Genomic DNA, 14,466 nt, shown 5'->3' on the forward strand with positions numbered 1-14,466 from the left:
TCTATTTACTGCTCTCTACAGTTGTTTTAAAAGCATCCAGCTGCTTCTGCACTTCCGCCTGCAGTTTATCGAACCCGGCCGCTTTCAGCTTCGTACGGAAATCATTCACGGCCTTCTCCGGGTCACCGGCTTTGCCGTATAGAATAGCAGGCGCCATTTGCCCTACAATTTGTGTAATAGCCGTCAGCTCATTGGATACAGCAGCTTTGTCGAAAACAAAACGGCCGTATGGAAATGGCTTTTTGATCTTGTCATAGGAGGCGTATAGGGCTCCCTTGCCCACCCAATCGGTGCCGTCAGGAATTTCATTTTTGTCTATACGTCCACCCCAGAAATTGCTGTAGAAATCGTCGCGTTGTACGTCGTAGCCATCCGGACGGAAACGTTTGCCATCCTTAATGACATATTGAACCCCTTCGAGGCCATAGTTCATCAAATGATACACTTCAGGATCCTGGCGAATGAGCTCATACACCATCAGAGCGCGTTCCGGATGTTTGCTCTTCGCACCGATAGAGGTTCCTCCATGCGTAATGGACATGGAAACGAGATTGTTGCGCGTAGCGGAAAAAGGGAAGAATTGAAGATCGGAACCAGGCTGCAGCTTATCCATCTTGGTGCGCTCACCAAGGAACGTTTGCGTATGATGCTGATCCACGGAGGATTTGCCTGCCTCAAGCTCGGCACGGTTATCTCCCTTATAATTCAGCACATCCTCACGCCAGAAGCCTTTATCGCCCCAATCTTTCATTAGTTTGGCAAAATCAACGAAAGTGCTATCGAAAATCGGACTGTAGGCTGTATATTTCTGATCGTACGATTTGCCGTAAATCAGATTGAATAAGCCTGTATTAACAGGAAGTTCAATCGCATCCGTGTAGGAATTAATGTAGCCTCCAATGTTGCCGGCAGCGGTTCCATTCGCATCCCAAGGCACGACGCCAGGCTTCTTATCTTTGACGCCCTGGAAGTATTTGCCCATCGTTTCCCAATCTTTAATGGGTGTTGTTATGCCGAATTCCTTGGCCCAATCGCCACGATACAAGAATCCATGATTCACCCACTGCGTATAGTGATCTTCCGGAATCAGCATGATCTGATTCTTGTATTTCGTCTCTGCCCAGTTCTCAGGCGGTACTTCGTTCCATGTTAACGGCGCGTATGTCGGAAGCAGCTTATCGAGAGGCATGAAAGCGCCTTTTTGTGCATTTTGCCATGTATCCAGCCAATCCGTTGCAACGGTAATCAGATCCACAGGCTCCCCGGAAGCGAGCAGCAAATTATATTTGGTTTGCCAATCCGCCCACTCCACCCACTTGATCTCCAGCTTGGCATTTACCTTTTGCTTCAAAATGGCATTAACCTTTTCCATCACTTTTTCAAATTGACCGTTTTTCGGTTTGTCACCCAGCATGACGTATGAAATGGTTTGAAATTCCGAAGTATCGATTTTACTGGGTGAAGCACTTGCTCCCGTAGCGGTTGCCGTTGTTGCAGCAGTGCCGGCCGGGCTTGTTGTCGTGTTCGAAGATGATGTGCATGCGGTTAGACTGAAAGCAAGTGTTGCTGTTAAGGCTACGCCAAGCGTTTTCTTCTTTCTATTATCCATACGAAAGTGCCTCCCCATTAATATGTTGGTATATGCTTTGCGTCAGCCTTTCACTGCGCCAACGGTAATACCCTTGATGAAATATTTCTGAATCATCGGAAAAAATAGAATGACAGGTCCTGTTGCAACGACCGCAGTTGCCATTTTCATAGACTCTAAAGGCATATCTCTGGGCTGAACATTCGATGAGACAGAGGAGTTTTTAATAAAATCAGCACTGGTCACGACGTTATAGAGGAACAATTGCAGCGGTCTATATTTTAAATCCGGTGAGAGGAACAGCATGGCATTGTACCATTCATTCCAATAACCAAGTGCAATGAACAGGCCGATTGTTGCTAAGGCCGGTGTTGTCATCGGCAGGATGAGCTTGGTGAAAATTTTGAAGTCACCCGCCCCATCCATTTTGGCTGATTCCGTGATTGCATGCGGGATCGAGGTGACGAAGCTTTTCATCATAATGATCAGGAACGGGCTCATCAATCCCGGCAGAAGCACCGCCAAGTAGTTATCCTTCAAGTGCAGCCACTGAGTCATTATCAGATAAAAGGGAACAACTCCGCCTTGGAACAACGTTGTAAAGTAGATGAAGAAAGAAATGCGGTTTCGATACGGAAAATCAGGGCGCTGCAAGGAATATCCGGTCATGGCGACGATAAATAATCCGATTGTCGTTCCGACCAAGGTAATCCCCATCGTTACCCCATAGGAGCCGATGATCAATCCCGGATTTTCGAAAACAATTTTATAAGCAAATGTACTGAACTCCTTGGGCCATAGATTATAGCCATGCAGCGTAATGGATTTCTCTGCGGTGAACGAGGTACCTAGAACGAGCAGGAATGGAAGTAGACAGCATAGCGCGAATAAACCAATAAACCCATAACCAAATACGCGGATGGCCACCGAAGAAAAATCAGTTCCCCTTTGCCGTGCGATGACTTGCTCCACTGTTTGTACCTCCTAAGCTACTATTTTGACTGGCTGGCGCGCTTGGTTTAGAAGAGAGAATTCTCAGGCGAAGTCTTTTTAACGAGCCAGTTAGCCGTGATGACGATGAAGAATCCAAAAACAGACTGATACAAGCTGACAGCGCTTCCTAACGAGAAATTAAAATTGTTCATTAATGAACGGAACACGAAAGTCTCAATAATGTCCGTCGCATCGAATAAGGCTGTATTGTTGGCCCCAACCAAGTTATAAAACAATCCAAAATTTCCTCTGAGAATACCGCCTAAGGAGAACAGCAGCAAAATAATAAAAGTAGGCTTCAGCCAAGGCAGCACGATATAGCGAATACGTTGAAGTGCGTTGGCACCATCAATTTCGGCTGCTTCTACAATCTCCGAATCCAATCCCATAATGGCTGCGAAGTAGACGATCGACCCATATCCGGTAGACTGCCACAAATAAGTAATGACAATAATGAATGGCCAAATTCCGGGATTGGAGTATGTCTTCACCGGGTCCCAACCGAGGGATTTCAGAATGCCGTTCAGCAAACCGTAATCATAGCTGAGAATATTGTAGGCAATCAGGCCCACCAGAACGAAGGAGATGAAAAAGGGCAAAAACATGAGCGATTGGGCCATTTTCTTGAACCATTTTTTTCGAAGCTCATTCAGCAAAATGGCGATGCTAATCTGCAAAATGTTTCCTATCAGGATAAACGCAAGATTATAGGCAATCGTATTAAAGGTGAGCTTCCACAATGCCCCTGAGGTGACCAGGAAGTTAAAGTTGTCAAATCCAACGAACTGGCTTCCAAACAACCCGCTGCTATAATTGTAGTTAATAAATGCGAGGTATAACCCCGGCATAGGCAGATACGACATAACCAAGAAAAATAAAATAGCAGGCACACACATCAACAGTAAGGTGCGGTGTGACCAAAATCTGCGCAGCCTGTTTGAGCGCTTTTTGATTATCATACGCTCCTCTTCCAAGCTGCTTGAGGTGATGGCAGTTCTCATCGGTACGCTCCTTTCTATCTAATTGGCGGTTACAGGTACAAAACTAAGAAGCTCTAACAAAGCATCCCCTGCCACCGATACCGCTTCTAACAAAATAACGATCTCGTTGCTTTCATCTTCTTTGCGGAACCAGGGCCCGGGCACATAAACGGAGTCATCACTGCCTCCACGGAAAACCGGCCTGTTCGCACCGCCTTGCGTCCATAAACGTCCGATCAAATGACCGTTGAAAAAGATCGTCAGCTTCAAATCCTTGCCTTTCGCGCACACTCTCCAGCCCAGCCCTTGATTATCGTCCTTTAACTCGCCGTATAACCATGAGACTGTCCCCGGCCTGAGTGATAAGGAGGCTTCAACCGCATGCGCAGCTAATTTAGACTTAGCGGCATGCCGCAGCAGACCGGCCTCCTGACATGCGCTCAACGTCCATTCTTTGGCTGCTACCCCTTCATAGAGGGAAATTTGTCCGCTTAGTGAACCGTACGTTTTATCCAGAAATAACGTTATGGTTGCTGTTTCTCCGGCCTTCACAAATGGGGTTAAATCCACATAGGGATTCAACGGATTCAACTGTCCGAGTGCATGACCGTTCACATAAGCATAGGCATAAGTGAAATTCCCCACTGTATGCAGCATCCAGGTATCCGCTTCTTCTGTCAGCCTCACCTGTTTGCGGTAACACTGATGAGCAGGCTGCTCTGTGGATAACCATCCGCCAATGCTGACAATCGGCCAATGCTGGTGATTTACATCTACATCTGCGTAATCTTCCTTGTTCTCACCCGAACTCATTCGTTTGTATCTCCAATTTTGATTTAGATCCTGAACTGAAAGAATACCGGCAATCCCCTTTAGTCCTTTAAGGCTGCTTAGATGCAAAGCCGGCAAATTCGTATCATGGAAATTCGTGTGTCCCCAGATTTCCACTCGGGCAGTCAATGATTCATGAAATGGAGCATCAGTTGGGATATAGTGGCTGGTTCCGCCGGGCGTTACCGTACCTAGAAAGGAATCACCGCTATACAAGGAAATGACATCGCTCGCCTGCTGCAGCATATAACCCAGATAATTGCTCTCCTTCGGTCGCTTGAGTCGTGCTTTATACCATGCAAAACCGCGATATATCCCCTTTTTCTCTAAAAAGTCGGCTGTGTCACCGAGCGCCACTTCCTCAGATCCCAGGGAAACGACCGGACTAACATGGCTTTGCGCCCATGTAATAGGGAGATCGGCACTTTCTGTTATTCGCTCCGGATAAGCACCAATTATCAGGCTGCCGGTCTCATCGACATTTTCAAAGAGCAAGGCCTGCGTACGACTCAATCCTATCATTTCTATAACATGATGCTCAGACACATGAATCCTTGCTCTGGCTTCTTTATCAGAGGATCGATAAGAGATAACCACTTGACCCGCAGCCTCCTCATGCGCCTGCATATCTCCGCCTTCCAATCGCACCTCCGTATCAAATGTAAAACAGAGCTCTCCTTCGCCATCGGTATGAAACACCAACAATGTGCGGTCAGCAAGGCGCTTGACAGCGAAAAGCTCAGCCGTCGCATACGCCAGAGTGCCGCTCACTGGAATGTCCCATGTTTGCAGGGGGATCTGCACAGGCAGGGCCGGGCAGTGTCCGCCGGCTGCGACAAGGGTTGTATAACGCGGAATTTCTTCATCCGAGTATTGAATGTATGCGCCTTCATTTGTATCTTTCACATTCGTTAGAAACAAGAGTTCCCCGCCCTGCTTTAAAGCTAATCTAAGGGGGCCAGTCAAACTCTCAACCGGCGCTGCTTCGGCCAATGAACGGCCAAAGGTTTGAATAAGCCGGGCCAGCAGTTTGCCTTCGTAGGCTTCCTCCCGAAGATGTCCTTCCGGAGTCAGCATGCCATTGAAATCGTAGTCCGATGTGAGGAAAGATAGCGGATTGCCCCAATTATTGGCCGCATTCGTAAACCCGAAGTTCGTGCCGGAAGCTTGCAGATAAGGTCCGAGCATCTTCGCTCCGGCCGACAGCAATCTGCGAAGCAGAAAGTGCGAACGATTCGTTTCTGTGACAAGCAAGGGATACCCGTACCGGGCTAATTCTTCCCTATACGAGAGCACTTTATCTTCAAAGAACGGATCACGGTCGTTTGGATAAAAGTTGCACGTTGGCACCACATCTTCAGTGAAGCCTGAAGCCTCCTGCAATCCCCCTTGACCTGCACATGCCAGCATAGGTACAGAAATGCCATGCTGGAGAGCCATATCCCGTAAAGCGGAGATATAACCCTTAGGATCCGAGCAAGGGTAGAAATCCAGCTCATTCTCCAGCTGAACGGCGATGACCGTCCCCCCTTGCCCTTTCTCATAGTTGCGGATAATGGGCAGAATCTGACCATACCATCTAGCTACATGCTGCAGATAATGAGGGTCGTTCTCTCTGATACGGAGATCTTCTTTGACAAATAAATAGGCAGGCAGTGCGCCGCCGTCCCATTCGGAGCAGATGTAAGGTCCCGGCCTGGCTATTACCCAAAGACCGGCATCAGAAGCCTCCCTCAGAAACTCAGCAACATCTTTTTCCCCTGTAAAATCCCAAACGCCCTCTTGAGTCTCATGGTGGTTCCAAGGAAAGTAGACGTCAATCGTGTTATAGCCGACACTTTTCACCTTAAGCAGCCGCTCTTTCCACACGCCCTGCGGGAGTCGAAAGTAAAATAAGGAGGCACAAAGTATGATTTCCGGGTTCCCGTTTATTCTCAGTGCTTCCGGTGACAGATGGATGACAGCTTCATTATTTTCGGATGGTTGCAATGGTTGCCCTCCTTCGAATCTATCCAATCGTTCGTTATGAAACCCATTTCATTAACTGGAGATCTACAATTTTTATCAGTGAAGTTAGTATAAACTTTTGATTAAGCGCTTTCATTATAGGAAACATTCAAATTTATAATAAAACGATGATATTTTCTCACGATCGGCATACAAAAAAGCTGCGAATTCTATCTGAATTCACAGCTTTTTTCCTTCAATAATTCACAGATTTCTTGTATATTTCACAGAGCTTTCCGAGGGCAAAGCCGCTGCATTAACTTTCACATCTGAATTCTTTCACCGTCTTCCCTTCGATCTCTTTAAATACTTTGCAGAAGTAAGAAGTTTCTTGAAACCCTGTTTTTGCTGCAACCTCATACACTTTTAAAGCCGGGTCCCGAAGCAGCAGCTTGGCTCTGCGGATCCGGCATCGGTTCATGTATTCAACAATCCGCATGCCGGTCTCATTTTTAAATAAATTGGATAAGTAATTGCTGCTGAGATGGAGAACGTCGGCCATCTTCGCAACCGTGATATCTTCGGCATAATGCTCTTCTATGTAAGCAATCGCCGCTTGAATCTCCTTCCTTATCTGGGTATTCCCGGAACGGTTTCCGAGCATCGATCGGGTCAAGCTCAACAGAGAATTTCTTACTTCATCCAAGAGCGGAAGGGCCTCAATGGTTTGGCTCAGCTGTTTAAGAGAATTTTCCACAGGCTCAGAAAACACATTTTTTTCCAATGCAGTGGTTTTGATTAGCAGGATGACCTCCATAAGGAGTGATCTTAATTCCACAAGAGGCCGTTTTCTTTCACGCAGAGACTGAAAAAAGAAGTCTATCTGAGCTTCGACTTCCGCCCAAACGCCCCTTTTCACAGCTGCGGCCAGCGCTTGTATCGCCAAATTGGTTTTAGCCGGTTCACCGTCCATGACGCTAGTACTTGCATAGCTATACGTTTTCCCGGCGCCTTCGTATACGGATTGTTCCAATGCTGACTTTGCCTGCTGATACAAGGCGGACCAGTCTTTTAATCCGTAGCCGATGGAGCTTATACCTGCCGTTACCGTATCGTTTTGTTTTACTGCAAGCGAAGCAAGGCGAAGTGCTTCCTCTTTGCATTTACGCTCGCTCTTTTCATAGGGACAAGAAATGATTGCCGCGTTTCTCCGGTTCTTAATAGGGATAACCATTGTGATCAGTTCCTGCTGCGGCTCCTTCGTGTCCTTAGGAAGAATATTCGGCAGCTCCCCCTCCATGACAATAACCGCAGTAGGTCCGTTCTGGAACGGAAAACGAACCGCCGATGCTTGGCTCTCCATTTCTACAGCCGTTTGCCATTCCCCAAGCAGCAGCTTGCGCCCCACTAGCAGCTGCATCTCGCGCAAATTCGCATCTCGGTAATCGGCTTGCTTCCGCCGCTCGTAATCTTCCAAAATTTTGACATGCATATGCTGCAACAGCTGCTGAAGGGTATCCGGCTCCAGGTCATGCTTTAATAAATAATCTTCAGCGCCAAGTTTCAAAGCCTCCTTCACATAACGGAAATCATCGAAAGAGCTTAGAGCTACGATTTTGATGCTTGAATCCCATTGTTTCACCTGCTGAATTAAATCGATACCGTTCATTTCCGGCATCGAAATATCGGTCACAATTAAATCAACACGCTGATCCTGCAGCAGCTGAAGGGCATGCACGCCATTTAGCGCTTCACTTACAATTTGGAACCCGTAATCCTCCCAACGGAGAATCGATTTAATGGCATACCGGTAAATGGCATTGTCCTCTACAATCATAGCGTTCAACATAGCCTTACCTCCTCTGGCGATATGTCTTGTGTGGTATGCATATCATTGCTTTCGTGCCCACGCCAAGCGCACTCTCATAACGAAGCCCGAATTGCTGTCCATAATAGAGCTGAACGCGTTCATGCACATTATGAATTCCGATACTTGTCACGCCAGGCACCCTTTCCTCTTTGGCAACGGTATTTAACAAATCCGCAGTCCGTTTCTCCGACATGCCGACACCGTTGTCCTCGACAATCAAGATCAGCCGGTTCTCCGCCTGCTTGGCTGAAACGCAAATTCGTCCGTTTCCTTTCGACATTTCAATGCCGTGAAGAATGGCATTCTCCACCAGAGGCTGCAAAATAAAATAAGGCACCTCGCACCCAAGCAGCTGCTCGTCAACCTCGTATTCAACCTGGAAAGCGTCCCCGTACCCGATCTTCTGAATGTAAATATAATTTTTTAATTGGACAATTTCCTGCTCAAGACTGTGGAACTCTCCGACTCGCCGGACGGAAGATTTCAAAAGATCAATAACAGCGGTAACCATTCGTTCAATCTCCGGCTGCTGTTTCAAACGGGCATACCATTTTACAGTCCCTAACGTGTTATACAAGAAATGCGGATTAATCTGGCTCATTAAAACGGTGAATTCCGCCTGCTGCTTGGCTATCTGCTCTTTATACACCGTATTGATCAACTCGTTGATCCTGGAAAGCATGAAATTAAAACGAACGGTGAGGCTGCCAATCTCATCCTTCCCCAGCGGCTCAATTCGAACGTCAAAGTTGCCCTCCTCCACCTTTCTCATGGTTTGCTCCAGAGTCTTGATATTGCGGGTCGACGAATTGGAGAGCAGGGCGGCAATACCTGTCGAGATCAGAACTGCCAGCAGCGAAACCAGCAGGATGACTAAAATTAATAAGCGCGTATCCGACAGCAAAGCTGTCATAGGAATAAAACATAAGATCCGCCATCCAAGCTTTGGGGTTCGCTCTTGCACGAATAAATAACTCCCTGTTCCTGCATGCTCTACCATGGCCATGGATGAATCTGGTTCGCTAAGGGCAATGCCCGAACTTTTTTTAATGAAATTCGCTGTATCAGGATCGCTGCCACCGGCTAACAGCTCGTTGAAAGGACTAAGAATAGCCACATTATTTGGCTTAATTATCGAACTCCCGCTTCCCAGCGAAAGGAAATAGTCGGAATCGATACAAAACACGATCGTACCTAAACTGCGGTCAATTTGATTCAAATCGGTGAAATCTCTAACGAGCATTACTTCATTTTGCTTTCGGATGGGAGGGGACCAGCCCATATTCAGTCCATGCTCGTTTAAATAAGAGGCTCCCATCTCGGTTATGGCTTTCGCAGCGTCAAGATTTAAAGTATGATCCAACCCCTTCTTATTTTCCCACCAATACACTTGTCCTTTCCCGGTTTGAATCATAATCGCATTCATATAGGGATTGCCGTTTCCGTATTGCGCAAGCAGGAATTCCATGCGACTGCGAAATGCCGGATAATTATCGCTAGTTACCTGTTCCCCCTGTTCGGCAACAATTTGCCTGATATTATTGTCGCTTAGAACATAGACCGATGAATTGAATACATCCTTGGCTTTGCTCTCAATATTATCCGAGGCTTGATGAATGACTTGCATGGAAAGGTCTCTTGTATTCGATTCAATAAATTTAGTTGAAGCGTAGATCGCAGCTCCGCCTATTGCCGCCGAAATGAATAAAATAATGATCATATTAGATAAAAATATTTTCGTACGGATGCGATAATCTTTGATCCGCTTTTGTCGCCATATCGGAACTGCCACTCTGCACCGCTCCTTGCCGTCTATCCTTTGATGGGTTTGCGAAATCGATCGAAGGCTTGATCAAGCTCTTGAATACATGACTCAACATTGTGATTGCGATCGAGTACAAATTTCGTCAAAGCATCCACAAACACCTTATGCAAATCCTGATTAACGAAATCCGTCGGCAAGCTGGACCAATCATACGTTTTCCCCTTTTGAATATAGGTTTCATCCAAATCTACATAAGTGGGATCAAAGTCATTTGGCAATCCCTTAATGACAGACAATGCCTTTTTATTGTTCTGGAAGACGGTGCCCAATTCTTTGGAAGCAAACAGGTTCAGCAGTTGTAAGGCGACTTCTTTGTTGGGGGATTTCGGATTGACGACAATGCCGCCTGTTGATTTTAATCCGAACTTGGCATCTTGAGGATCGTTGGAGTAAGGAAAAGCGAACAATCCCAGATTGCTGGCCGGATTTTTCGACTTTACCCCGTCAACCGTCCATGTTCCGTTAATAATCATTCCCGCTTTCCCCTCAGCCAGTAAGAACTGCGCCTGATTCCAATCCGTTTCAAATGGCTTTGACACATATTTCAAGCGTTCGCCGAATCTTTTCAGCACGGCTTTGAAATGAACGCGATCTTCAGCGAATGTCGTGCGACCTGCTTCAATTTCGGAAAACCAATTTATATTCTCTGCATGCTGATTGGCTAACAGATCGGCCGTTATATCCCAGATGATGGTCCAGCTATCCTTATAACCCGCTGCGATGGGCGTCAGGCCAGCATTTCTAAGCGCTTCACAGGCTTCTATAAACTGATCCCACGTTTTCGGAGGACTGTGAATACCGGCTTTTGCGAAAGCGTCTTTATTGTAAATAACACCGGCCCCATTGACATCAATAGGCAGCGCCCAAATTCGTCCATCAGCCGATTTCACGCCATTCAAATATCGCTCGTCAATCTGAGACAGGAAGGGCTGGCCGGTCAAATCCATCGCGTAGCCGGTGCGGATTAAGTCCTCTGCGGACTCCAAGTTATCCATCATATAGATGTCAGGCATATTATTGGAGATGACCTTTGTACGAAGCAAACTCATGTAGTTGCCTCCATCTACTCCCGTCAGCGTGAACGTATACATCGGATTCTTTTGGGTAAATTGCTGTGTTCCCATCTCCAGCCATTTACGCGCGCCTTCCTCATCAAAATGATGAATCCAGGTAAGGGTCTGCTCTGCCGGGTGCTTTTTTGCGACCGAAGTCACCTCCCCCTGCTGACAAGCAGCCAAGAGCGCGGACATAGCTATTCCAAGTGCGATAAAACGCAGCTGCATTCCTTCCCCGCCTTTCCATGTTACCGCTTACATAAATCTGTTTGCCTTTTATTTTACTATAAGATCTTCGTAAAGCAACGGTGCGTTTCAAACAATGCATAAATTTGGAATTTATATCAATACTATGCTCAAACAGATCTTGCCCGAATAGCGCTTATGCAGGAGGCTTTCATGAAACATGACGAGAACGGATTGGACATGGAGTTGGCCGATAGTCTGACAGATAACTTGCTGGAGATCACACAAGAGCTGGGAAACAGCAGCGACATTGCCATCCGGGAAATCCAGATTAATCTCGGCGATCATCGTTCCATCGAAGGAGCGGTTGTCTATATGGCTGGCCTCTCCAACTTGTACTCGATGATCGACACCCTGCTTGCCTGCTGCAAGGACGGCGCACAACAACACTTGAATCCCGAAGATCTGCTGAGCTATTTGGAAAATGTGGTGGTCTCCTCGGGCACAGTTGAGCATATTGACACCCTGAACAATCTTTTTGAAAAGCTATTGTCCGGTCAAAGCATTCTGCTGCTGGACGGATGCAAGCGGGCATTGGCGATTGGCACCAAGGAGCTGATCGGGCGCCAGGTCGAAGAACCCAATGTGCAGTCGGTTGTCCGCGGCCCCCGGGAAGGCTTTACAGAGGTGCTGCAATGGAATACAGCCATGCTCCGCCGCAAAATCAAAGACCGCAATCTCTGGATGGAAACAATGAGCATTGGCAGAGTGACCAAAACAGACGTGGTAGTGGCCTACGTCAAAAACATTGTGTCCGAAGAGGTGCTCGAAGAAGTAAAGACCAGACTATCCCTCATTGATATAGACGCTATCCTGGAGAGCAACTACATTGAGGAGCTGATTGAAGATAAACAGAACACACCCTTTTCAACCATTTTCAACACTGAGCGTCCGGATGTCATTGCAGCCGATTTATTGGAAGGACGCGTTGCCATTCTTGTGGACGGGACGCCGTTTGCCCTGCTTGTTCCGGCATTGTTCACCCAATTTTTCCAATCCAGCGAGGACTATTACCAGCCGGCGAATTTCTCCTCCTTAATCCGTCTGCTTCGCTTATTGTCTTTTGGATTGGCACTATTAACCCCTTCTTTTTACATTGCGGTTACAACTTTTCATCAGGAAATGCTGCCGACCACGCTGCTTTATAATTTAGCAAGCCAGCGCGAGGGCGTTCCTTTCCCGGCCTTTATCGAAGCGATTATGATGGAGATTACGTTCGAAATATTGCGTGAAGCCAGTGTACGTATGCCTAGAACCGTTGGGCAGTCCATTTCTATTGTGGGCACGCTAGTAATCGGTCAAGCTGCCGTGGAAGCAGGTCTCGTAAGTGCCGCGATGGTTATCGTCGTATCGATTACGGCGATGTCCAACTTCGTTCTGCCCGCCTTCAACCTCGGCATTACGATTCGCATCATCCGGTTTTTGCTTATGATGCTGGCCGCCACATTTGGTCTTTTTGGCATCTTTGTAGGGATCATCGCATTGGTCGTCCATTTGTGCGGGATTTCCTCCTTTGGCGTTCCTTTTATGTCGCCTTTTGCTCCGTTCCATTTATCAGATCAGAAAGATACGATCGTCCGGTTTACTTTTCCGAATATGATTACTCGCCCTAAGGTCTTCCGTCAAAAAAATCTCGTTCGTCAGAAGCGCAGATGAGGAGGCTCATCCTTTGAATCGTGCCATATCCGCCGGTTTATGCTTCATTACGTTCCTTTGCTTATTAACGGGTTGTTGGAGCAGTCATGAATTGAATAGTATAAGCATCGTCGTAGGAATGGGAATTGATAAAATCGGGGAGCGCTATAAAGTTACGATCCAAATTGTCAATCCAAGTCAAGTGTCCGCCAAAAAAGCAAGCTCCAGCAACGCGAACGCCGTAGTCGCCTACGAAGAAACCGGCATGACGGTTCCTGAAGCCTTATCGCGCATGAGTGTTAAAGCATCCCGGTTTTTGCACTACTCCCATCTGCGGATGGTTGTATTCGGTGAGGATGCGGCCCGCGCAGGCATTAGCAAACCGCTGGATTTCCTGTCCCGCAATATGGATATGCGAACTGACTTTTATTTCATCGTCGCCAAAGAGGCCAAAGCTTCCGAAGTTCTAAACGTCATTAGCGCTTTGGATCCGATTCCCGCCAACAACATGTATACGATGCTTGAAACATCCGATAGATATTGGTCTGCAACGGGAAGCATGAATCTTAACCGTCTGCTTCAAGAAATAGGGACTCCGGGCAAGAGTCCCGCCATGACCGGGATCGAAATTATAGGCAATAAAGAAATCGGGAAGCAGTCGGCCAATACAAAATATGTGAAACCACCTGCCCTGTTTAAATATTCAGGCATGGCTGTTTTCAATATGGACCAATTTGTCGGCTGGTTGGATGAGAACGATACGAAAGCTTTAAATTATGTGCAAAATTCAGTTTCGCAAAGCACAGGGTATATTCCATGTCCGGGATCTCAAGGACACATTACGCTGCAGGCGATTCGTTCCAATACCGTCATCCGCCCGCACCTTGTCAATGGCGCTCCCGAATTCGACGTCAACATCGGAATCGATGGCGATATTGCCGATGTCGAATGCACAGTCGACCTTTCTCAATCCTCGGTGGTCGACGAGATTGAGCAGCTAAACAACAACAAATTGGAAACTCTTATTCAGCAATCCATCGCGAAAATACAGAAAAAATTCGGGGCGGATATTTATGGTTTCGGCAAATCATTTCACAAGAAATACCCCCAATCCTGGCATCAAATCAAGAATTGGAGCGATGTTTTTCAAACGGTTCAAATACGGGTTCATGTCAAGTCGACCCTTCGCCGGATAGGAACAATTATGCAGCCTATCGAAAAAATAACGACAGAATAAGGTGCAACTTATGCTGCTCTTAATTGGGGTAGTTCTCACACTCATCTGGACAGCCTGGAAAGAAATCCATCCGTTGTGGAAGAAGGACAAGCGCAAAGAAGCTTGGATATTGGCTCTTGCTACAGTGTGCATCAGTGTGCTCGGCATCGCAAAAAGTTTGAACGCCCCTTTGCCGAATCCGCTGATTGTGTTGTCGGCGATACTAGGACCCTATCCTCAAGCGGTTTATTCCATTTTGCAATGAAAGGGGGACGGCTCC

General features: G+C 47.0%; 10 protein-coding genes. 3 read left to right on the forward strand and 7 right to left on the reverse strand.

Features of this window, described 5'->3' with window-relative positions; translation table 11 throughout:
* Window position 1: 1 nt before the first annotated feature.
* The 7 genes from AC3WRW_RS14340 to AC3WRW_RS14370 all read right to left on the reverse strand — a co-directional run bounded on the left by AC3WRW_RS14340 (window position 2) and on the right by AC3WRW_RS14370 (window position 11,317).
* The gene (locus AC3WRW_RS14340; protein WP_492546987.1) at window positions 2–1,609 is read right to left on the reverse strand and encodes a DUF3502 domain-containing protein; all 1,608 of its coding nucleotides are present in this window, start codon (window positions 1,607–1,609) and stop codon (window positions 2–4) included.
* Window positions 1,610–1,651: 42 nt separating this feature from the next.
* Window positions 1,652–2,560: a carbohydrate ABC transporter permease gene (locus AC3WRW_RS14345; protein WP_492546988.1), complete on the reverse strand. Its 909-nt coding sequence runs from the start codon at window positions 2,558–2,560 to the stop codon at window positions 1,652–1,654.
* A gap of 47 nt (window positions 2,561–2,607) precedes the next feature.
* The gene (locus tag AC3WRW_RS14350; protein WP_492547035.1) at window positions 2,608–3,540 is read right to left on the reverse strand and encodes an ABC transporter permease; all 933 of its coding nucleotides are present in this window, start codon (window positions 3,538–3,540) and stop codon (window positions 2,608–2,610) included.
* A 60-nt stretch (window positions 3,541–3,600) separates the two neighbouring features.
* On the reverse strand, window positions 3,601–6,381 hold the full coding sequence (locus AC3WRW_RS14355) for a beta-galactosidase (RefSeq protein WP_492546989.1): 2,781 nt from the start codon (window positions 6,379–6,381) through the stop codon (window positions 3,601–3,603).
* A gap of 274 nt (window positions 6,382–6,655) precedes the next feature.
* Entirely contained in the window at window positions 6,656–8,188 is a 1,533-nt protein-coding gene (locus AC3WRW_RS14360) for a response regulator transcription factor (protein ID WP_492546990.1), read from the reverse strand.
* A gap of 4 nt (window positions 8,189–8,192) precedes the next feature.
* Window positions 8,193–10,001, reverse strand: coding sequence for a sensor histidine kinase (locus AC3WRW_RS14365; protein WP_492546991.1), 1,809 nt, complete (start codon window positions 9,999–10,001; stop codon window positions 8,193–8,195).
* A 20-nt stretch (window positions 10,002–10,021) separates the two neighbouring features.
* Window positions 10,022–11,317, reverse strand: a complete 1,296-nt coding sequence (locus AC3WRW_RS14370) for an ABC transporter substrate-binding protein (RefSeq protein ID WP_492546992.1) — start codon at window positions 11,315–11,317, stop codon at window positions 10,022–10,024.
* Window positions 11,318–11,488: 171 nt separating this feature from the next.
* Between AC3WRW_RS14370 and AC3WRW_RS14375 the strand changes: the two genes are divergently transcribed.
* Genes AC3WRW_RS14375 through AC3WRW_RS14385 form a run of 3 tightly spaced genes read left to right on the forward strand, consistent with a single transcriptional unit; the run spans window position 11,489 to window position 14,451 of the window.
* Window positions 11,489–12,991 carry a spore germination protein gene (locus tag AC3WRW_RS14375; protein WP_492546993.1) on the forward strand — a complete coding sequence of 501 codons (1,503 nt, stop codon included), beginning with the start codon at window positions 11,489–11,491 and terminating at the stop codon, window positions 12,989–12,991.
* Window positions 12,992–13,004: 13 nt separating this feature from the next.
* Window positions 13,005–14,207, forward strand: a complete 1,203-nt coding sequence (locus AC3WRW_RS14380) for a Ger(x)C family spore germination protein (RefSeq protein WP_492546994.1) — start codon at window positions 13,005–13,007, stop codon at window positions 14,205–14,207.
* Window positions 14,208–14,217: 10 nt separating this feature from the next.
* Window positions 14,218–14,451 (forward strand): hypothetical protein, encoded by a 234-nt coding sequence (locus AC3WRW_RS14385; RefSeq protein WP_492546995.1) that lies wholly within the window; start codon window positions 14,218–14,220, stop codon window positions 14,449–14,451.
* Window positions 14,452–14,466 lie beyond the last annotated feature (15 nt).

The organism is Paenibacillus sp. FW126-R14, assembly GCF_058789495.1.

Coding starts and splice junctions, on each gene's coding strand:
- AC3WRW_RS14350 (WP_492547035.1), bottom strand. CDS start 3,540: ATGATAATCAAAAAGCGCTCAAACAGGCTGCGCAGATTTTGGTCACAC.
- AC3WRW_RS14375 (WP_492546993.1), top strand. CDS start 11,489: ATGAAACATGACGAGAACGGATTGGACATGGAGTTGGCCGATAGTCTG.
- AC3WRW_RS14360 (WP_492546990.1), bottom strand. CDS start 8,188: ATGTTGAACGCTATGATTGTAGAGGACAATGCCATTTACCGGTATGCC.
- AC3WRW_RS14385 (WP_492546995.1), top strand. CDS start 14,218: ATGCTGCTCTTAATTGGGGTAGTTCTCACACTCATCTGGACAGCCTGG.
- AC3WRW_RS14370 (WP_492546992.1), bottom strand. CDS start 11,317: ATGCAGCTGCGTTTTATCGCACTTGGAATAGCTATGTCCGCGCTCTTG.
- AC3WRW_RS14340 (WP_492546987.1), bottom strand. CDS start 1,609: ATGGATAATAGAAAGAAGAAAACGCTTGGCGTAGCCTTAACAGCAACA.